This window comes from Halobacterium sp. MBLA0001, from assembly GCF_049705385.1.
GTDB lineage: Archaea > Halobacteriota > Halobacteria > Halobacteriales > Halobacteriaceae > Halobacterium > Halobacterium salinarum.
Map to the genome: position 1 here is coordinate 1372815 of NZ_JBNAMQ010000007.1, position 19576 is coordinate 1392390.

General features: G+C 68.5%; 15 protein-coding genes and 1 tRNA gene. 7 read left to right on the forward strand and 9 right to left on the reverse strand.

All coding sequences use genetic code 11. The features are described from left to right. Positions 1-42 precede the first annotated feature (42 nt). Positions 43-1404: an NAD-dependent succinate-semialdehyde dehydrogenase gene (locus ACOZ32_RS08390; protein WP_424335130.1), complete on the reverse strand. Its 1362-nt coding sequence runs from the start codon at positions 1402-1404 to the stop codon at positions 43-45. 112 nt (positions 1405-1516) lie between these two features. On the opposite strand from ACOZ32_RS08390, the gene ACOZ32_RS08395 reads away from it, so the two are divergent. Continuing rightward, positions 1517-2074, forward strand: a complete 558-nt coding sequence (locus ACOZ32_RS08395) for a hypothetical protein (protein WP_148265493.1) — start codon at positions 1517-1519, stop codon at positions 2072-2074. Here ACOZ32_RS08395 and ACOZ32_RS08400 read toward each other — a convergent pair whose 3' ends face one another. Then, on the reverse strand, positions 2075-2398 hold the full coding sequence (locus ACOZ32_RS08400; RefSeq protein WP_227970920.1) for a hypothetical protein: 324 nt from the start codon (positions 2396-2398) through the stop codon (positions 2075-2077). A gap of 290 nt (positions 2399-2688) precedes the next feature. On the opposite strand from ACOZ32_RS08400, the gene htr18 reads away from it, so the two are divergent. Then, positions 2689-5139 (forward strand): chemotaxis signal transducer protein Htr18, encoded by a 2451-nt coding sequence (htr18, locus tag ACOZ32_RS08405; protein ID WP_205251642.1) that lies wholly within the window; start codon positions 2689-2691, stop codon positions 5137-5139. Next, a complete protein-coding gene (locus ACOZ32_RS08410; RefSeq protein ID WP_010902567.1) occupies positions 5136-6386 on the forward strand; it encodes an ABC transporter substrate-binding protein in 1251 nt (416 codons plus the stop codon). The genes htr18 and ACOZ32_RS08410 overlap by 4 nt, the downstream gene beginning before the upstream one ends. A 19-nt stretch (positions 6387-6405) precedes the next feature. On the opposite strand, the gene ACOZ32_RS08415 is transcribed toward ACOZ32_RS08410, so the two are convergent. Further along, a complete protein-coding gene (locus tag ACOZ32_RS08415) occupies positions 6406-7038 on the reverse strand; it encodes an SDR family oxidoreductase (protein WP_205251643.1) in 633 nt (210 codons plus the stop codon). A 136-nt stretch (positions 7039-7174) separates the two neighbouring features. Here ACOZ32_RS08415 and ACOZ32_RS08420 point away from each other — a divergent pair, with 136 nt between their 5' ends. The 4 genes from ACOZ32_RS08420 (at position 7175) to ACOZ32_RS08435 (ending at position 13512) form a co-directional block, all read left to right on the forward strand. Continuing rightward, entirely contained in the window at positions 7175-8185 is a 1011-nt protein-coding gene (locus ACOZ32_RS08420; RefSeq protein ID WP_012289230.1) for an NADP-dependent oxidoreductase, read from the forward strand. Between the two features lie 193 nt (positions 8186-8378). Then, a complete protein-coding gene (locus ACOZ32_RS08425) occupies positions 8379-10019 on the forward strand; it encodes a glycosyl hydrolase family 18 protein (protein ID WP_205251644.1) in 1641 nt (546 codons plus the stop codon). A gap of 92 nt (positions 10020-10111) precedes the next feature. After that, entirely contained in the window at positions 10112-11830 is a 1719-nt protein-coding gene (locus tag ACOZ32_RS08430) for a glycosyl hydrolase family 18 protein (protein ID WP_010902571.1), read from the forward strand. Beyond that, positions 11827-13512 carry a PKD domain-containing protein gene (locus tag ACOZ32_RS08435; RefSeq protein ID WP_010902572.1) on the forward strand — a complete coding sequence of 562 codons (1686 nt, stop codon included), beginning with the start codon at positions 11827-11829 and terminating at the stop codon, positions 13510-13512. The genes ACOZ32_RS08430 and ACOZ32_RS08435 overlap by 4 nt, the downstream gene beginning before the upstream one ends. A gap of 129 nt (positions 13513-13641) precedes the next feature. Here ACOZ32_RS08435 and ACOZ32_RS08440 read toward each other — a convergent pair. The 6 genes from ACOZ32_RS08440 to mobB form a co-directional block, all read right to left on the reverse strand. Then, positions 13642-13712, reverse strand: a tRNA-Gly gene (locus ACOZ32_RS08440). Positions 13713-13765: 53 nt separating this feature from the next. Further along, a complete protein-coding gene (locus tag ACOZ32_RS08445) occupies positions 13766-14419 on the reverse strand; it encodes a class I SAM-dependent methyltransferase (protein WP_010902573.1) in 654 nt (217 codons plus the stop codon). Further along, positions 14416-16551 (reverse strand): type II secretion system F family protein, encoded by a 2136-nt coding sequence (locus ACOZ32_RS08450; protein ID WP_229373409.1) that lies wholly within the window; start codon positions 16549-16551, stop codon positions 14416-14418. The genes ACOZ32_RS08445 and ACOZ32_RS08450 overlap by 4 nt, the downstream gene beginning before the upstream one ends. Continuing rightward, positions 16548-18200 carry a type II/IV secretion system ATPase subunit gene (locus ACOZ32_RS08455; protein WP_012289232.1) on the reverse strand — a complete coding sequence of 551 codons (1653 nt, stop codon included), beginning with the start codon at positions 18198-18200 and terminating at the stop codon, positions 16548-16550. Before ACOZ32_RS08455 ends, ACOZ32_RS08450 begins: the two co-directional genes overlap by 4 nt. Positions 18201-18263: 63 nt before the next feature. Further along, positions 18264-18965, reverse strand: coding sequence for a molybdenum cofactor guanylyltransferase (locus tag ACOZ32_RS08460; protein WP_010902576.1), 702 nt, complete (start codon positions 18963-18965; stop codon positions 18264-18266). A gap of 79 nt (positions 18966-19044) precedes the next feature. Continuing rightward, positions 19045-19491, reverse strand: coding sequence for a molybdopterin-guanine dinucleotide biosynthesis protein B (mobB, locus tag ACOZ32_RS08465; RefSeq protein WP_205251646.1), 447 nt, complete (start codon positions 19489-19491; stop codon positions 19045-19047). Positions 19492-19576: the final 85 nt, after the last annotated feature.

Here is a 19576-nt window from a genome sequence, read left to right on the forward strand (position 1 = left end):
TGATTGTTGTGGCCATTTGCGCGCCGGGCCCGGACCGGCGACTCACTCCACCCACAGCGTCTTCCGGTTGACGAACGCCCGGATGCCCGCACCGGCCAGCTCGCGGCCGTACCCGGAGCGTCCGATCCCGCCGAACGGAACCCGGGGGTCGGAGGTCACCGGCTGGTTCACGTACGCGCAGCCGGCGTCCATGGCGCGGGCGACCCGGCGGCCGCGATCCCGGTCGGCCGTCCACACGCTGGCCCCGAGTCCGAACGCCGTGGCGTTGGCCTTCGCGATCGCCGCCGCCTCGTCGGGCACCTCGAAGACCGCCGCCACCGGCCCGAACAGCTCCTCGGTGTCGGCGGGACAGCCCGCCGGCACGTCGGTGAGCACCGTCGGCTCGTAGAACGCGCCCTCGCGGTCACTGGGCTGGCCGCCGGTCACCACGGTCGCGCCCGCGTCGACGGACGCCCGCACCTGCTCGTGGGTGGTGTCCAGCCCAGCGGCGCTGGCCTGCGGGCCGACATCGGTCTCCTCGCGCGTCGGATCGCCCACGGTGAGTGAGTCGATCTCGGAGACGAACGCGTCGCGGAACGCCTCGTAGACGTCCGTGTGAACGATGAACCGTTTGGCCGCGATGCAGGACTGCCCGCTGTTGAGGGTGCGCGCCCACGCGCCGCTGGCCGCGGCCGCCGCCACGTCGGCGTCATCGAGCACCACGAACGGGTCACTGCCCCCGAGTTCGAGCACGGTCTTCTTGAGTGTCTCGCCGGCGGTCGCGGCGACCGCGCTGCCTGCGGGCTCGCTCCCGGTGAGCGTCGCGGCGCGCACCCGGTCGTCCCGAATCACGTCCCCGACGGCGTCCGCGCCGACGAGCAGCGTCTGGAACACGCCCGCCGGCAGCCCCGCCGCCTCGAAGACGTCCGCGATGGCCTCCGCACACCCGGGCACGTTCGAGGCGTGTTTCAGGAGCGCGACGTTGCCCGCCGCGAGCGCCGGCGCGGCGAACCGGAACACCTGCCAGAACGGGAAGTTCCACGGCATCACCGCCAGCACCGGCCCGAGGGGCTCGTAGACGGTCTGCACGTCCGCGCCGGGGGGGCTCGGGTGGCCGTCGGGCTGGAGGTACGCGCTGGCGTGCGTCGCGTAATGGTCACAGACCGCCACACACTTCTCGATCTCCGCGCGGGCCTGCGTGATCGGCTTCCCCATCTCCGCGGTGATCAACTCGGCGTACGTCTGTGTGTTCTCCCGGAGCACGTCCCCTGCGGCCGCGACGTGGCGCTCGCGCTCCCGGATCGGCCGGTCCCGCCAGTCGTCGGCGGCGTCCGCGGCGCGGGCGAGCGCGGCCTCGATGTCGGCAGCAGTGTCCGTCTCGTAGGTGTCGATCCGGGCCCCGGTTGCGGGGTTGATGTCGTCCATGTGGTGGCGTTGTTTCCCGATGGGTTTGCGCCTTCTGCACCAGCCACCACCCAGGGTGGGCGGCCTCCGTTTCGACGCCAAACTTTTATCCCCGTCACGCATATCCGGGGTCGTGACTCAAGGGGGGTTGACTCGCCACCGGATCGGCGCGGCGGCGGCTGCAGTGTCGCGCCCGTACCAGCGCGGGGGCGAGCAGCTGTACAGCGCGAACCGCGTGAAGACGTATTTCGGGGAGGACGCCGCCGTGGCGAAGCTGCGATTCGAGTACGAGCTGACGGAGGCGGTGTTGCGGCTCCGCTTCAACGGCCACGTCAGCGTTGACGGCGCGACGGACTACCGGCTCCGGGCGGTGTACCGACGCCCGTTGGGCAGCAACCCGTTCACCTACGCGGTGCGGGGCAGCCACCGCGACGGCACGGTCTACATCACGGCGACCGAGCGCGTTGCGTTCGAGCCGGCCGGCGACACGGTGGATCACAACCCCGGCCACAAGCGTCTCGCCGACGTGATCACGCCGGTGCAGCGCCGGCTGGCGGAACTCGAGTTGCTGCACGACCACCGCGGGGCGTACGCCCACCTCTCGGAGATCGACGCGTTCGATGGTGTGTCGTCGTTTCTGGCTGATCGGGAAGAGATTTTCGCGTGCAGCGGCGACGACGCGCAGTCGTGATCACCGGTGGCGCGGCGGCTGGCAGTGGTCGCGCAGCTGCCCGGCGATGGCGCGCGCGGGGTCGTGGTCGATCCGTGGCGTCTGGTCGTGTGTGGCGTACTGCGAGAGGAGGGCAGCGAGTCGCCTGCACTCGAAGGCCGTGAACGTGAACTCGCCGTCCTCGATGCGCCCGAGGATGGCGAGTTCGACCGCCGGGTACGGGAGTCTGCTGCTCTCGTCGAGGGCGTCTTTGGTGTGGCTGCGGACAGCACTGTGAAGCGCCCACTGCTCGGGAAGGCTGAACTCGAACGCCGTCTCGGATGTGTCGTTGGATTCGGTGGACATTGTGCGTGACCTCCAGTTGGGGTGCCGACAGTACATACATAGGGCATGAGGTATGTAAACATATGGCATACCGTACGAAACCACGTTACCATCCGGTGAGTGTCTCGCCGAAAGCGCACGGATGGCGGGCTACCAGCCAGGTGCACCCCGACACAGTGGTTCGTCAGTGGGCCAGATCACGCCGAGCACTGACCACGGCAACGGCTTTTTATGGCCTCAGTCGGCGGTAGCGGACAGGTTCTGCTGATCCCGGAGAAGGGTCTTTACGTGTGTGAACACATAACACAACTATGGCGCTGGGCACGTACGTTCCGACAGCGATACGGACGAGTCTGCTGCGAAAAGCGGCAGTGGTCATCGTCACCATCATGCTCGTCCTCGTCGGCGTCGGCGTATTCACGACACAAGCAGTCTCCACACAAGTCACCGAGCAACGCGACACGGAACTGCTCACAAGCACCGAACAGGAAGCCGAAGCACTCGAAGAATGGATCGGTCGCCAGCGATCGGCAACGCAGTACCTCTCACAGGACAACGCAATCCAGTCCGCCCCCCAAGCCGACAAATCAGAGGTCCTCTCCACGCGGATCTCGGGGCTCACAGAGACCGCCGCAGCGCTCCACTACGTGAACCTCTCGACGGACACCATCCGGGCCTCGACCGACGCCGCCGTCGAGGGCGACACGTACACGTCGTACTCCATCCCCTGGCGCGGCGAAGGCCTCAGTTTCTACGGGGGCGGTGACGTCATCACATCGAGCGTGTTCAACTACCGCGGCACCCCCGTCATGGCGTTCGCCAGCAAGCAGCCCGGCTCCGACAACGCCGTGTTCGTCTTCCACAGCGTCGAGACCCGCGGCGAGGCGTTCAGCCGGAACATCGACGGCAGCTACACGCAGGTCGTCGACATCAAGGGAACGGTCCAGATCGCGGCCGACGAGTCGGCGATCAGCAGCGCGTACGGTGCCGGCCGGGACGCACCAGTCATCGCAACGGGACTCACCACGAACAGCGGCATCGAAACCCGGGACGGGTTGCTCGTGGGCCACGCGAAAGTCGAAGGCACCGACTGGGTGCTCCTCAAGCACGCCCCCACGTCGAACGCGTACGCGCTCGAAGGCGACGTACAGCGTAACATCGTCGTGCTCATCGTCACCGCGGTCGCCGGCCTCGGCGCGCTCGTGCTCGTGATCGGTCGGGACGCGCTAACCGCGCTCACGGACATGTCCGACCGCGCGGAGGCGATCGCGGCCGGGGACATCGACACCGCGATCGAAGAGACGACTCGCATCGACGAAGTCGGGGATCTCAGGCGGTCGTTCCGCGACATCCAAGAGTACCTCCAGACCGTGGCGGGGCAGGCCGACGCCCTCGCCGAGCAGGACTTCGACGCGGACGCGCTCGACAAATCGGTCCCCGGCCGCCTGGGCGAATCCCTGGAGACGATGCACTGGGACCTCGAAACCGCGATCGCGGACCTCGAAGACGCCCAGGAGACCGCCGAGCAGTCCCGCAAGGAAGCCGAACAGTCCCGCGAAGAAGCCGAAGCGCTCGCGGCGGCCCTCGAATCACAGGCCCAAGACATCCGGGAAACCGTCGAACACGCCGCCGATGGCGACCTCACGCAGCGCCTTGAGACGGACACCGACCACGAGTCCATGGCGGCCATCGCGACTGCCCTCAACAGCCTCTTGGAGGAGCTGGAAGGCACGATACACCGGATCCAGCGCTTCTCGAAGGACGTCGCTGAGTCAAGCGACCACATCACCACGAGCGCCGAGGAGGTCAAGCGCGCCAGCGGCCAGGTCAGCGAGTCCGTCCAGGAGATGTCCGCGGACGCCCGCCAGCAGAACGGCATCGTGCAGGACGTGTCCGACGAAATGACGGACCTCTCTGCCACCATCGAGGAGATCGCGTCCTCCTCGGACGAGGTCGCGGCCAAATCCAACGACGCCGTCTCCGTCGGCCAGTCGGGTCGGGCCCGGTCCCAGGACGCCATCGAGGAGATGAACGCCGTCGACGAGCAGGCCAAACGCACCATCGCCGAGATGGAAGCCCTGGACGACGAGATGACCGAGATCGGGGAGATCGTCACGCTCATCGACGACATCGCCGAGCAGACCAGCATGCTCGCGCTCAACGCGTCGATCGAGGCAGCCCGCGCGGGCGAGGCCGGCGAAGGGTTCGCGGTCGTCGCCGACGAGATCAAATCCCTGTCCAAGGAGACGACCGAAGCCACCCAGGAGATCGAGTCGCTGATCGCCGACGTTCAGGACTCGACCACCGACGCGGTCACGGACATGCAGGAGATGGGCGACCGGCTCTCGGAGGGGAAGTCGACAGTCACGGACACCGTCGAGACGATCGACACGATCGTCGAACGCATCGAGGAGGCCAACGGTGGCGTGCAGACGATCAACACCGCGACCGACGAACAGGCAACGACCACCGAGGAGGTCGTGACGATGGTCGACGAGGTCGGCTCGATCAGCGACGACACCACCGCCAGAGCCGAGGACGCCGCCGCCGCGGCAGAAGAACAGACGGCCTCCCTCACGGAGGTCACCAACCGGATCCAAGACCTCTCCGATCAGTCCACGGACCTCTACGAGTTGCTCTCGGATTTCACCGTTCGGGAGGACCACGCCGTGGCCGACGGCGGCGCGGAGAACACCACTGGCGCGTTCGTTCGATCCGCCAGCACTGACCACTCACGAGACGCGACACACCACGACACATGACAGACCACACTGATCTCTCCCGGCGCCAGTACGTCAAAACGGCCGCGCTCAGTGCGGCCGCCACGACGGCGCTTGCCGGCTGCATGGGCGGACTCGACGACGGCGGGGACGCGAGCACCGGCGACGACGGCGCGTGGCGGGACGCGGAGCTGGCAGCGGTGCCGGCCGCACCCGACGACAGGCTGTACAGCGCCGACAACACCCAGTCGTCCGGCGAGACGATCCGCCACCTCACGTGGAGCGGCTACGAGGCCGCCAACGTCCAGCGTCCCTTCGAGAAGAAGTTCGACTGCCAGACCGGGGTCGACCTGTTCACGTCCAATCTGGACGCGTTCAACCGCTTAGACGACGGGGCCTGGCGGGAGTTCGACCACGCCACGTTCGACATGGCGTGGCTTCCGGACCTGGCTGAAGCCGGCCTGATTCGCCCCCTCGACTACGAGGCGTGGAAACCGTACACGTTCGACAAGTACACCGACCTGTTCCAGCGCGAGAACGGCTACGAGTTCGCGTTCCTCGATGAGGACTACAACTTCGACGCCGACGGCCAGCTGTACGGCGTCCCCCAGCGGTTCGGGTGGGCGTCGTTCGCGCTCAACACCGACGTCGTCAGCGAGTCGGACGCCCGCAGCTACGACGCGGCGTGGGCCGACGAGTACGACGTCGGCGTCTACGACCTCCCGTTCTGGGGGGTGCAGATCGTGATGCTGCGGGAGGGCATCGACCCGTACGCGACCCACACCGACGCCGAGGTCGAGCGGATCCGGGAGGCGACGGTCGCGCTGTTCGAGAACGCGGCCGGCGTCTACGCCGACGTGGGGTCGCTGAACACGGCGCTGGCGGCCGGCGACATCGACATCGCGTTCGTCTCCGGGAACTGGATCAACGGCAGCCTCCGGCGCGGCGGGCGCTTCGAGTACGAAGCCAGGGTTCCCGACGAGGGCGGCGTGATCTGGGTGGAGACCACGACGATGCTGAAAGGCAGCCACCCCAGCGTGTCCACCAACTACTTGGCGTACATGCAACACGGCATCACCGCGAAGAACCTGATGTGGCCGACGGTCGGCGGAACCAACGTGGTGCCCCACCAGTCCTCGATCGACCGGCTCAACCGGCGACAGCGGACGGTGTTGCGGATCGACGACCTCCAGGACATCATCGACAAGTCGCGGTTCTACACCGGCGTGCCCGACTTGGACCGGCTCGTCTCCGTCTGGGAGGACGCCAAAGCCGAAGCGACCGGCTGAGCGCCCGTCGGCGCGGTGCTCAATCGCCCACGGACGCAACCGCCTCCGCGACGGGGGTGTCGCCGGCCAGCACTTCGAACGTCGTGTCGCGGGCCGCCGGCGCGGTGAGCGCCGCCGCCAGCGTCTGCGCCACGTCGGCACAGGGGATCGAGCCGGCCGCCGGGTCCAGTGTGTCCGCGACCGTCACACGCCCGGTGCCCGCGTCGGTGGTCAGGCTGCCCGGGCGCACGATCGTGTGCGGTATGGGGCTCTCCCGGAGGCGGGCGTCGGCGTCGGCTTTCGCCGCCAGGTACGATCGGAGGTCGTCCGGGCCCCGGGACGGGTCGTCGGCTCCCATCGAGCTGAGCATCACGAAGCGGTCGACGGCGGCGTCTTCGGCCGCCGACAGCAGCCGAATCGCGCCGTCCCGGTCGACCGCGTCGAGCGCCTCCCCGCGGGACCCGGCCGCAAACACCACGCCGTCGCAGCCCGCGACCGCGTCCGCCACGTCGTCGGTCAGATCCGCGACGACGGGGGTGGCACCCAGCCCGTCGATGGTGTCGGTCTGTGCGGGGTCCCGAATCATTCCGCGGACGTGGTGGCCGTCGTCAGCGAGTCGTTCCGTGAGGTGTTGGCCGACACGTCCGTGCGCGCCAGCAACGAGTACGTCCATACGGATGCATGACCGTGCTGCGGTGAATACCTACGGGTGCCTGCCAGGCGTGCCTGTTCTCGGTGCGCGCTCGTGCACACCGGAAGGCGCTGCTGGAAGCGTAACTACCCTCCCCCTGGGGGTTGTTGATGATTGTATGCGAGACACTTCCCGCGAGTGGGTGTTCGCCGAGCGACCCGAAGGCGAACCCGACATGGACAGCTTCGAACTCCGCGAGCGCGACGTTCCCGAGCCCCGCCACGGCGAACTGCTGGTGCGCGTTCGGTATCTCTCCGTCGACCCGTACATGCGCGGTCGGATGCGGGACTCCGATTCGTATGCGGACCCGTGGACGGTCGGCGAACCCCTCAGCGGCGGCGTCGTTGGGGAAGTCGTGGAAAGCGAGAGCGACGCCTACGAGGCCGGCGACCTGGTGTCCGGCAACGGCACCTGGGCGGACTACAGCCTGCTCGACGCCGCCAACGTCGCGCCGGTCGACCCGTCGGTCGCGGATCTGCCGGCGTACCTCGGCGTGCTCGGGATGCCCGGCCGCACCGCCTACTTCGGCCTGCTTGAGGTCGGCGCCCCGAAGCCCGGGGACACGGTGGTCGTCTCCGGCGCGGCGGGCGCAGTCGGCTCCGTGGTCGGCCAGATCGCGAAGCACAACGGCTGCCGCGTGGTCGGGTTCGCCGGCTCCGAGGAGAAAGTCGACTGGCTCACTGAGGACCTCGGCTTCGACGCCGGGATCAACTACAAGCAGGTCGACGACTACAGCGCCGCCCTCGATGACGCCGCCCCCGACGGGGTCGACGTCTACTTCGACAACGTCGGCGGCCCGATCAGCGACGCGGTGTTCACGAAGCTGAACGTCGACGCGCGCGTCGCCGTCTGTGGGCAGATCGCACACTACAACAACGAGGACGTGCCGACGGGACCGCGGAAGCTCCCCCAGCTCATCGCGCCCCGCGCGAAAGTCCAGGGGCTGCTCGTTGGGGACTTCGCCACCCGGTTCGGCGAAGCCAGCGAACAGCTCGGGCAGTGGGTCGCGGCCGGCGACATCGAGCACCGCGAGACGGTCGTCTCCGGGCTCGAAAACGCGCCGGACGCGTTCCTCGGGCTGTTCTCCGGGGACAACATCGGCAAGCAGGTCGTCGGCGTCTCGGAGTAACACCAGCCGTCCGCCGGTCGGCATCGACGGCCCTCGTTGGGTCAAGCCGGTCGTTATACCCAACGTCCGAACGTATTATTTATTATAGGTCACTGTGTGGCAAAAACTGATTAGGGCGGACCCCGCGTAGCGATGACACACGGCCACGCAGCACAGGACCCGCCCCTGCGGGCGTGGCCGACACGCCTCACACATGCCCCACGATAGACGCAGCTACCTCCGCACGTCATCAGCAGTCATCGCATCGCTGCTCGCGGCGAGCACACCAACATCGGCCGCCGACACCCCACCCGAATGGGACCCCGACACCGTCTACACTGACGGCGACCAGGCGACCTTCGACGGCTACGTCTGGGAAGCCAAATGGTGGACGAAAGGCGACAAACCCGGTGCCGACGAGTGGGGGCCGTGGAACCAGCTTCGCCCCGTCGACGACAGCCCCACCGATCCCGGCGGGCCGACCGCGTCGTTCACCACCAGCGAATCAGTGATCGAGCCCGAAACCACCGTGACCGTCGACGCCAGCAACACCGTCGGCGACGTCGACAGCTACGAGTGGGCGTTCGGCGACGGCACCACCGCGTCCGGCGTCACGGCCTCCCACACCTACGACGCCGCCGGCGAGTACACCATCGAGCTCACTGTCACCACCGGCGACGGCACCACCGACACGACATCGGCGACGCTGCTGGTCGCCGACGGCGGTGCGCCCGCTGACGGGCGCGTCGTCGGCTACTACATGCAGTGGGCACAGTGGGACCGCGACTACTTCCCGGGCGACATCCCCCTGGATAAGGTCACACACGTCAACTACGCGTTCCTCACCGTCCGCGAGGACGGGGCCGTGGACTACATCCAGGAGAACGCCGCGATGCGCGTGCTCGAACCGAAATCCTGGCACGACCACACTGGCTTCGACGACCTCGTCGACGACCCCGACACGGCGTTCCTGTTCTCCATCGGCGGCTGGAACGATTCGACGTACTTCTCGAACGCCGCCCAGTCGCAGGCCAGCCGCGAGCGGTTCGCGGACACCGCCATCGAGATCATGCGCACCCACAACTTCGACGGCCTGGACATCGACTGGGAGTACCCCGGCGGCGGCGGGAACTCCGGCAACGTCGTTCGCGACGGCGACAAACAGCGGTACACGGAACTCCTCCAGACCGTCCGCGAGAAGCTCGACGTCGCCGAGGACGAGGACGGCAAGCGCTACCAGCTAACAACCGCGCTGTCCGCCGACCCGGAGAAGAACACCGGGCTGGACCACGCGGCCAACGCCGAGGCGCTTGACTTCCTGAACGTCATGACCTACGACTACCACGGCGCGTTCAACGACTACACCAACCACCAAGCACCGCTGTACGGCACCGAAGCCGATCCGTCGCCGAACGCCGACGAGTTCTACGTGGACGCGTCGATGTCCTTCTGGCTGGATACGGCCTTCGACCCCGCCCAGCTGTCGCTTGGCCTGCCGTTCTACGGGCGCAGCTTCGGGAACGTCGCCAGCAGCGACAACAACGGCCTCTACCAGCCCTTCGACGGCACGCCGGACGGAACGTGGGGACAGGACAACGGCATCAAGGAGTACTGGGACATCACCCAGAACCTCGCCCCGAGCAGCGACTACGAGACGTTCTGGGACGACACCGCGAAGGTGCCGTGGTTGTACTCGCCGTCGAAGAACGTGCTCGTGAGCTACGACAGCCCCCGGTCGGTCGAGGCCAAAACCGCCTACGCCGCCCAGCACGACATCGGCGGGATGATGTTCTGGACGTTCTCCGGCGACAAAAACGAAGTCCTCCTGGACACCGTCCGGGACGCCTGGCAGTAGCGATACGATGCATCGCCCCCCGAACACGGACGCGCTGGCGGCGACCCACCGCCGTGGTGGCCGCCACCGGCTCCGCGCGCACCCCCCAATGCATGCCCCACGATAGACGCAGCTACCTCCGCACGTCATCGGCAGTCATCGCATCGCTGCTCGCGGCGAGCACACCAACATCGGCGGCCGACACCCCGCCCGAGTGGGATCCCGACACCGTCTATACGGACGGCGATAAGGCGACCTTCGACGGCTACGTCTGGGAAGCCAAATGGTGGACGAAAGGCGACAAACCCGGTGCCGACGAGTGGGGGCCGTGGACCCAACGCCGCCCCGTCGACGGGTCGCCGGGCGGCCCCACGGCCGCGTTCACGGTCACCGACACCACGGTGGAGCCGGGCACCGCCGTGACCGTCGACGCCGGCGACACCACCGGGAGCGTCGACAGCTACGAGTGGGCGTTCGGCGACGGCACCACTGCAGCCGGCGTCACGGCCTCCCACACCTACGACGCCGCCGGCGAGTACACCATCGAGCTCACCGTCACCACCGGCGACGGCACCACAGACACGGCGACACAGCAGATCACCGCCACCACGTCGCCCGGCGACGACGAGTTCAAAGTCGTCGGCTACTACCCCAGCTGGAAGGGGACCGACGACTACGACTTTTACCCGGCCGACGTGCCCTTCGACCAGGTCACCGACGTGCTGTACGCCTTCCTGGACGTGCAGCCCGACGGCACCGTGGTGCTCCCCGACAGCGACGTGGACCACGAGTCGCTGCTGGCGTCGTTCGCCAGCCTCAAGCAGGACCGGGCCGCCGACACCAGGCTGAAGCTCTCGATCGGCGGCTGGGGGTTGTCCCCGGGCTTCGAGGACGCCGCCGCCGACCAGGCCAGCAGGGAGCGCTTCGCCACCACCGCCGTCGACCTCATGCGCACCTACGACTTCGACGGCATCGACGTCGACTGGGAACACCCGGGGCCGCGCCGCGGGAAATGCGAGTGCGGCAGCGCCCAGGGACCCGCGAACCACGTCGCGCTCCTGGAGACCGTTCGGGACCGGCTCAACGACGCCGAGGTCGAGGACGGCCGCACGTACGACCTCTCGGTCGCCAACGGCGGGTCGGACTGGAACGCCGCGCTGATCAACCACCGCGAGGTCGCCGCCGTGGTCGACGACATCTACATGATGGCGTACGACTTCACGGGCGTCTGGCACGGCACCGCCGGGCTGAACGCGCCGATCTACGGGACGCCCCCGGACTACCCGCCGTCCGGGGACGCCCAACAGTACACCCTGGAAACGACACTCACGATCTGGAAGGAGCAAGGCTACTGGGTGGACTGGATGGAGTGGGAGGACCACGGTGACCCCGTCGACGATCCCGGCACGCTCGTGTTGGGGATGCCGTTCTACGGCCGCGGCTGCAACGTTGAGAACGGCATCTGGGACACGTTCTCGCTGTCGGAGTGGCAGCAAGGCGACCCCAAGTACCAGAACGACGTGATCCCGCCGGGCACGTGGAACGACCTCCGCGGCCCCGACGACGCCAACACGGGGGCGTTCGACTACGGCGACCTCGCCGCGAACTACGAGGGCGCCGACGCCTGGACCAAACAGCGCAACGAGCAGGGCGGGGTTCCCTACCTCTGGAACGACAGCGAGGGCGTGTTCATCAGCTACGACGACCCGACTTCGATCGCTGCGAAGGTCGAGTTGGCGGTCGCCGAAGACCTCGGCGGCGTGATGATCTGGGAGCTCTCGCAGGACTACGACGGCACGCTACTCGAAACGATCAATCAACACACACCATGAACCGACGCACCTACATCCAGCGCGGCGCGCTCACGGTCGGCGCGCTGCTGGGCGCGAGCGCATCGGCAACGGCGGCATCGGACAGCCCACCCGCGTGGGATCCCGACACGGCGTACACCGAGGGCGACGAGGTCACCTTCGACGGCTACGTCTGGGCGGCCAAGTGGTGGACGAAAGGCGACGAACCGGGCAGCGACGAGTGGGGGCCGTGGAACCAGCTTCGCCCCGTCGACGACGGCGATGGTGACGGCTCCCTCGCGGCCGCCATCACGGTGCGTCCGTCGTCACCGTCGGTCGGCGAGTCGGTCACACTCGACGCCTCGGCGTCGACCGGCGACATCGACGGCTACGAGTGGACGCTTCTCGACCAGGACGACGTCACCGGCCCCACGCCGACGGTCACGTTCGCTGCGGCCGGCTCGGTGACGGTGTCGCTCACGGTCACCGGTGCGGACGGCGACACCGCGTCCGCCGACACCACGATCACGGTCACCGACGGCGAAGACGCCGCGCTCACCGCGGACACGACGCTCGCGGAGTTCCTGCCGTCCTACCAGGAGCGCCACATTCCGGACGTGTTCCTGGATTTCATGCCCGGCGAGAACGGCGCTGGCGGCGGCGTCGCCAGCGTCGAGCGCGCCACGGTGAACTGGACGGACGCCGAGAAGGCCGCGGCGTTCAACGTGGACTTGGACGCCATCCGGAACACCGTCCGGGACGGCTCGCTGCCGTTCGGCGCGCTCGGCAGCCAGGCCCTCGGCTGGGCGCAGTCGTTCCGCAGCGCGGACACCGAGGTCCCGGATCACGCCATCGCACAACTGCTGCCGCGGCTCATGCTGTTGCCCGACGAGACGGAGCCACCCACCTTCCAGGGCAGCGGCCGAGCCGCTGCCTGGGACGAAACCGGCGGCCCGGTCGCGGCGACAAACGACCCCGGCGTGTTCTGTCAGACCCAGTGGCCGACGGACGCCCGCGGCGAGGCGGACGCCGAAGTCAAAGAGCGCGACCGCGTCTACCTGCAGGCGAAAACCGATCCGGCGTGGAGCGACGACTTCACGTATCTCGACAACTACGACAGCGCGCTCCTCGACACGCTCCAGAACAACACCCACCCGGTGACCGGCGATCCCCTCGGCGGCGACGGGTTCACCGCCACCGCGCCCATGGAGCTATCCACGGAGATCCACGGCGACAGCTGGTTCTGGTACCAGGTGTTGCTGTTCAAGAACACCAGCCCCGTGCCGTACCACCTCGACGGCGCGGTCGTCTGGTGGCTCGGCCCCTCGAACTTCGGGAAGACGATGTCCGCGGGCGCGTACAACAACGAGCAGCGCCCCCGGCCGGGATACGGCCACCCCCAGCGCGACATCATCGAGATCACGCTGCCCGACGAGCGAGTGCCCGACGCCTACTCGGACGTCGCGTCGTCGCTGTCGGCGTACGCCGTCCGGCTGGCGTACCACGACTCCCCGTACAACATGCGCACCGCCTACCCCAACCAGTACTGGTCGCTTGAGGTCAGCGTCGGTGAACCGCTGGCGGACAAATTCGACACGGCAGCGAAACGCCAGCGCGCGGTCGACATGATCGCCGCCACCGCCCACGTCGAGTTGGAGACCGACATGGACCGCAACGACGACGTTGTGGACGCCATCGAGCTGTACAACCGCGTCGGCAACTGACGACCGCGAGGGATGCGCCGACCGGGATTTGAACCGATGCGAGGCGTTCCTGCTCGCAGCGCTGCGCGGGCTGCGACTCGCAGGGTACAGATTCCCCGGCGCGTTTCGTCGCACTCCGTTCGACAGAAATGCGCCGACCGGGATTTGAACCCGGGCCATGAGCTTGGAAGGCTCAGGTCCTACCACTAGACTACCGGCGCGCACCCACTGCTTTCCAGCCGTCGTTTATGGGTGTTTCCCTTCGCCGCCAGCGTCACGCCGGCGCAACGACCGCGTAACAGTTGCCACTGGAGACGGTTGAGGACACCACACGGAGGTCGCTGGCCGCGAGGTCGGCGTCGAACTCGTCGGGGTCGTAGACGTGGTAGAACCGCGGCACCGTCTCACCGCCGGGGAGCGTCCAGTCCACGGTCGTGTCGAAGCCGGTGGTGGCGTCGAAGCGGTCGTGGGCGGTGCTCCAGGCGGACACCAACGCGGTGCCCTCGGGGGCCAGCACGCGCGCGAGTTCGGTGAGGCTGGCCACGCGAGCGTCCCGGTCTCGGAGGTGGTGTAGCGTCGCAACGTACACCGCGATGTCCACCGTGCCCGACGCAACGGGAACGCAGGCGGCGTCGCCGGCGACCAGTGTCGCATCGAAGTCGTTGGCCGCCGCGCGGTCGCGGGCCTCCGAGAGCAGCCCCGTGCTGGCGTCCACGCAGACCACGTCGGCGGCCTGCGCGGCGAGCAACTCGGCGTGGCGTCCGTTCCCGCAGCCGAGGTCGAGCGCCACCGCCGGCGCCGCACACTCCTCGTCCAGGAACGACTCGACCTCCGGCCACGGGTATTCGCGGGTCTTCGCGAAGTGGCTGGCGATCCGGTTGTACGTCCGCTGTACGTCGCGGTCGGCGGCGTGTGGTGTGTCTGTCATCCCAGGAGTAGAAACGTCGTGTACGCAACCACCAGCATCACGGTGGCGTGTTTCGCGCCCGCTTTCACCGATCCGGCCCCCATCTGGCCGGCCACGAGCCCCGAGCAGACCGCCTGCACCAGGCTGGTGTGGAAAAACACCGTGCTGTAGGCGGCCTTCTTGGCGGCCGTGAGCTGGCCGGCCGACTGCGAGAACGCACCGCTATCGACGGCGCTGCTCGCGCCACTCCCGGCCTGCGTCGCCGCGCCGGTGGGGATGTTCGGAATGAAGATGGTGTCGAGGGCGACGATGATCGCGATGAACACGAAAAACGACACGTAGATCACGACGACGTACGTGAGCAGTTCGTTGCGGCGGTCCCGCTCCAAGCGCCGGCTGGCGGTGGCTTCGTTGGCGGCGATCCTGAGCACCGGCCCGAGGTTGCCGCTGGCGGCCATCGCGTTCGTCGTCAGCGCCACGACCCGCGAGACGGCCGGCGTGTTCACGCGGTCCCGGAACCGCGTGAGCGCGTGCTCGATGCGGGCCCCCCACTGGATGTCCGCCCACGTGCGTTCGAGTTCCTGCGTGAGCGCGCCCAGATCCCCATCAACGGTGCGCCCGAAGCTCTCGACGGCGGCCATCCCCGCCTCGTTCGTGGACGCGAACCGGTCCAGGAAGTCCGGCACCTCCGCTTCGATCGCTTTCCGCCGTCGCCGTGCCGTCTCGTATGCCACGGCGAACGTCCCGACGACGAACACGGTCGCATGCACGAGCGCGTCGTCGTACGCGGCCGGCGCGAACACGCCCGTACTCAGTGGTGCCCACCACTGGCTGCCGAGGTACACAGCCGCGATCGGACAGCTCACCCAGAACAGCAGCGTCGGCGTCTCCAGGACGACCGTGAGGGGGTTCCGGAGGCGGTACAACACCGGTCGCAGGCGCTCGGAGATCGCGAACCGAGCGCGGTTCTCCGGCGACGATCCGAGCGGTGCCACGGCCGCGTCAGCGCCGCCGTCGGGACACAGCGCCGCCGACGGCGACGGGATCGACTGGAACCGGGACTGCTCGCCGCCCACGGACTGCTCGTCGCCGGGACCGCCCACCGTCGCGTCCGTGATCGAGTCCAGGTAGACCGCGAACCCGAACGTCGCGCCGGGCACCAGCACGAACGCGGTCAGCCGAAGGAACCCGAGCGTTCCGCCGAGCGTGAGCCCGATCACCACCAGAATCGTGATCAAGAACAGCGGCCCGGCGACCAGCACCGTCACGTACGCCTCCGCCAGCGTCGCCAGCAACTCGAGGAACTGCGACTGGGTGGCCTCGGCCTCCTCGGCGTAATACTCGTACTCCTGTTTGAGGAACGCCGGCAGGTCGCTGCCGGACTGGAGGATGCTCCCGAGGTTCTCGGTGAACTCCGCGAGGTCGTCGCTCGGCGTGCGGGACCCCACCCGTTCGAGGGCCGTGATGATGTCCTCGCCGTAGTTGTCGATGTCCGTGACCGCGACCGCCATCTCCTCGGCCGCCGCCCCGTACACGGGCTGGTTGCGCGCCAGGATCCGCAACACCTCGGCCAGCGGCATGCCGCTGCGCGACAGCGCGTACATGAACGCCACGGTGCGCTCCATCGACGCGTCGATCCGGCGCGCGCGCTCGCCGGCCGCATACCGCGGCCGCAGCCAGCGTGCCGTGTACGTCCCGTAGGCCGCGACGACGCCGACCGTTGCGCCCGACAGGACGAACGCACCGAACAGCACGCCCGGCGAGAACGCGGCGACGCTATCGACGAACAGGCCGCGCACGGGCCCCGGGAACTGGCTGCGGACCCCGGCGGAGGCTCCGCCCAGGAACACGAGCACGCCGGCAACGAGATACACGCCCAGGATGCTGGCAGTGAGCGCGGCGAGCGTCGCGAACAGGTACGTGCGGGCGGCGTACGTCCGGTACGTCTGGGCGACGTGGGCCCCCTGGAGCGCCGCGACCTGCTCGGGGTTGGCGCGCTCGCGGTCTCGGGCCAGCCCACCGAACGCCGCACGCCCCACCCGGGAGAGCACGCGATCGACGCGGTTCGCGCCGGTGATGGCGGCCGCGCCGACCACGCAGTCGACTGCCAGCACCGCGGCCAGCGGCAGCAGCCACACGGCCACCGTGATCACTCCACGACCCCCGGCGCGGCGGCCGCGACGTCCGAATCGAGCGCGTCGGTGACGCGGGCGACCACGCGCTCGGGCTGCGCGTAGTACTCGTTGATCAGGGCCGTGAACCGGCGGTAGTCGGTCACGTCCTGCTCGACGAGATACTGGAGGACGCGCTTGCGGTTCCTGAGCTCCCGGAGCAGGTCGCTTCGCGACCACCCGCGCTCGTCCTGGATCTCGTCGAGGACGTTCGAGTCGCGCTGCTCGAAGTCGTCGCGCGTGGGGTCCCATTCGAACGCCGTGGAGTAGTCGAGGTCGCCGGTGCGCTGGTCGATCCCCTCGATCTCCGCGATCACGCTGCTGCGGCGAACGCGCTCGTCACCGACGTGCGTGAGCGTCTGCACGCACAGGATATCCAGGCTCTGGATCATCGCCCGCGGGACGTTGATGGGGTCGTTTTCGAGGCGGTTGATGACCGTCTGCACGCTGTCGGCGTGCATCGTCGAATACGTCGTGTGGCCCGTGTTCATCGCCTGGAACAGCGTCATCGCTTCCTCGCCGCGCACCTCGCCGACGATGATGTACTCGGGGCGGTGGCGGAGCGCCGACCGCAGCAGATCGTACATCGTGATGGTGTCTCCGCCGCCGCCGTCCGCCCCCCGGGTCACCGACGACAGCCAGTTGTCGTGGTACAGCGCAAGCTCGCGGGTGTCCTCGATGGTGAGGATCTTCGCCCGCGGCGGCACGAACATCGACACGGCGTTCATCGACGTGGTCTTCCCCGAGGCGGTACCGCCCGCGAAAAGCAGGCTCTTGTTGGATTCGATGGCCAGCCAGAGGTACGCCATCTGGTCGAGGCTGAACGTGTCGTAGTCGACCAGGGTTGCGGGCGTGAACGGCTCCTCGCTGTACTTCCGGATGGTGAACGCCGACCCCCTCGGGGTGACCTCCTCGCCGAGCGCGAGCTCCGCGCGCGATCCGTCCGGCAGGGTGGTTTCGGTGACCGGATCGCCGATGGAGATGTGGCGGCCGGACTGCTGGGCGAGGCGCACGACGAAGCTGTCCAACTCCTGTTGCTCGTAGGTGATGTTGGTCTCGATGTCCGTGTAGTCGGTGTGGTAGACGAACAGCGGCAGCCCGTAGCCGTCGCACGACACGTCCTCGATGTGGGGGTCCTGCATCACGGGGTCGAGCTTCTCGAACCCCTCGAAGGTGCGGTGTAAGTAGTAAAACAGCCGGTGGAACGCGTTCGGCGTCACGTCGATGCTGTACTCCGAGAGGAGGCGCTGCATCTGCGCGATCAGGACCGCCTCGCGGTCGTCGGGATCGGTGGTGGCATCGTAGATGAGCGCGTCCCGGATGTCGTCGTAGAGCTGGTCCAACACCGTCTGCTCGAAGTCATCCAGGTGTGGCTCCACGACGTGATAGTAGTGGGTGTCGGATTCGGCGTCGAACCCGATGAACACGAACGCGTAGGGGGCGTTGACCCAGTACCGGTCGACCTCCTCGTAGTCCGCCACCCCGTCAAACTCGACCAGCGGGCCGTGGGCCTGTGGGTCGTACGGTGGAACGTCGACGGCGGTTCCGCGCAACACCTCGACGATCCGGCTCGCGCGCCGCTGTAGCGCATCAAACCCGCCATCCAGGCCCGCGAAGAGATCCCCAGCCATCGCTCCTACTGGAGCGTTCAGTCGTGTGACCATAAAAAGCTGTCCGGCGCTGTGGCACGCATCTCAGTCACCCGCGTTCGAAACACCGGTCTCACCGGGGTCGTGCGCGCGATCGACGGCGCGTGGGGCGCGGTGGCGCTCCCGGGCCGCAGCCAGTTCGGCCGGCGTATCCACGTCCATGAAGCTGTGGCGCGCCGTCCGGTGGCGTGTCTGCGCCGCCGGAACCTGCGTGACCGGCAGGCGAGCGACCACGCCACTCAGGCTCCGGTTCCCGGCCGCCGCCGCGGCGTCGACAGCCACCCGCGTGGGGGCCGCGGCCAGCACGCTGTGCGTGACTTGTAAGTGTCCATCAACGACGGGCACTGCACCGGCGCAGCCCGCGTCGGCGCGCCGGTCACACAGCCACGCGAAAAACGCGGGGTCGATGAACGGCATGTCACACGCCGTGACCGCCACGACCGGCTCCCCAACCGCGTTCAGCGCCGTCGAAAGTCCCGCCGCCGGACCCTGCCCGGGATCCGGATCGACCGCGAAGGCCACGTCGGTGTCCGTGGTCGTGACCGCCGTCCGGAACGCCGCGCGCTGGTCGCGCCGGCAGTTCACCACCACACTGTCGACCACCGTCCCGAGGCGCGCAACGACGTGCCAGAGCAGTGGGCGGCCCCCGAGCGTGGCCAACGCCTTCTCGCGATCCCCGAAGCGGGTGGAGCGACCCCCAGCGAGAACGATCCCCGCCCGCCCCCCGGCCGCGCTGCCCATCACCATGAGTGTCGGTCCACACTGGTCGCTGAAAACCGTCCCGCCGAATCCCACGCCCTTGGAGCGCGCCCGCCGCCGGCCGACGCTACTGCTCGTGGGGCTCGTAGGCCGCCGCCGGATCCGTGATCGCGGCCACAGCCGCGTCCAGGTCCAGCGCGTCGGCGCTCGCCGCGGTCACGGCCACTGGCGCGGCCGCGTCCCGGCCGCCGAGCACGACCTTCGGGAGGGCGCTGTCGCTGAACCCCTCCACCAGGGCGTAGTCGTGTGTGGGCGCGAAACTCCCGAGGACAGCCGAGAGGTCGCGGCTGTCACCGGTTCCGAACCACGAGCCGTCGTCGGTGAGCCCGATCGTCCGGGACGCGCCGCCGGCCCGATGGCGCGCCGTGTCCTTTCCCTCGGTGTCGATGTCGGGCTCGTGGGTGAGGTGTTTGACCGTGGCGACGGGTCCCCGGGCGGCGAGTCGCTCGGCCAGGCGCGCCACAACGGTCGTCTTCCCCGAATCCGACGGTCCCACGACGGCGAGTACCTGCATACGGGACCGGTCCGGCCCAGCGCCCAAGAACGCTGCGCTGTTCGCGCCGGTGGGTCTGTGCGCGCCGAGTTGCTGGCCGCGGCGT

Coding starts and splice junctions, on each gene's coding strand:
- ACOZ32_RS08420 (WP_012289230.1), top strand. CDS start 7,175: ATGCGAGACACTTCCCGCGAGTGGGTGTTCGCCGAGCGACCCGAAGGC.
- htr18 (WP_205251642.1), top strand. CDS start 2,689: ATGGCGCTGGGCACGTACGTTCCGACAGCGATACGGACGAGTCTGCTG.
- ACOZ32_RS08435 (WP_010902572.1), top strand. CDS start 11,827: ATGAACCGACGCACCTACATCCAGCGCGGCGCGCTCACGGTCGGCGCG.
- ACOZ32_RS08460 (WP_010902576.1), bottom strand. CDS start 18,965: ATGGTGATGGGCAGCGCGGCCGGGGGGCGGGCGGGGATCGTTCTCGCT.
- ACOZ32_RS08400 (WP_227970920.1), bottom strand. CDS start 2,398: ATGTCCACCGAATCCAACGACACATCCGAGACGGCGTTCGAGTTCAGC.
- ACOZ32_RS08410 (WP_010902567.1), top strand. CDS start 5,136: ATGACAGACCACACTGATCTCTCCCGGCGCCAGTACGTCAAAACGGCC.
- mobB (WP_205251646.1), bottom strand. CDS start 19,491: ATGCAGGTACTCGCCGTCGTGGGACCGTCGGATTCGGGGAAGACGACC.
- ACOZ32_RS08425 (WP_205251644.1), top strand. CDS start 8,379: ATGCCCCACGATAGACGCAGCTACCTCCGCACGTCATCAGCAGTCATC.
- ACOZ32_RS08445 (WP_010902573.1), bottom strand. CDS start 14,419: ATGACAGACACACCACACGCCGCCGACCGCGACGTACAGCGGACGTAC.
- ACOZ32_RS08430 (WP_010902571.1), top strand. CDS start 10,112: ATGCCCCACGATAGACGCAGCTACCTCCGCACGTCATCGGCAGTCATC.
- ACOZ32_RS08455 (WP_012289232.1), bottom strand. CDS start 18,200: ATGGCTGGGGATCTCTTCGCGGGCCTGGATGGCGGGTTTGATGCGCTA.
- ACOZ32_RS08415 (WP_205251643.1), bottom strand. CDS start 7,038: ATGGACGTACTCGTTGCTGGCGCGCACGGACGTGTCGGCCAACACCTC.
- ACOZ32_RS08390 (WP_424335130.1), bottom strand. CDS start 1,404: ATGGACGACATCAACCCCGCAACCGGGGCCCGGATCGACACCTACGAG.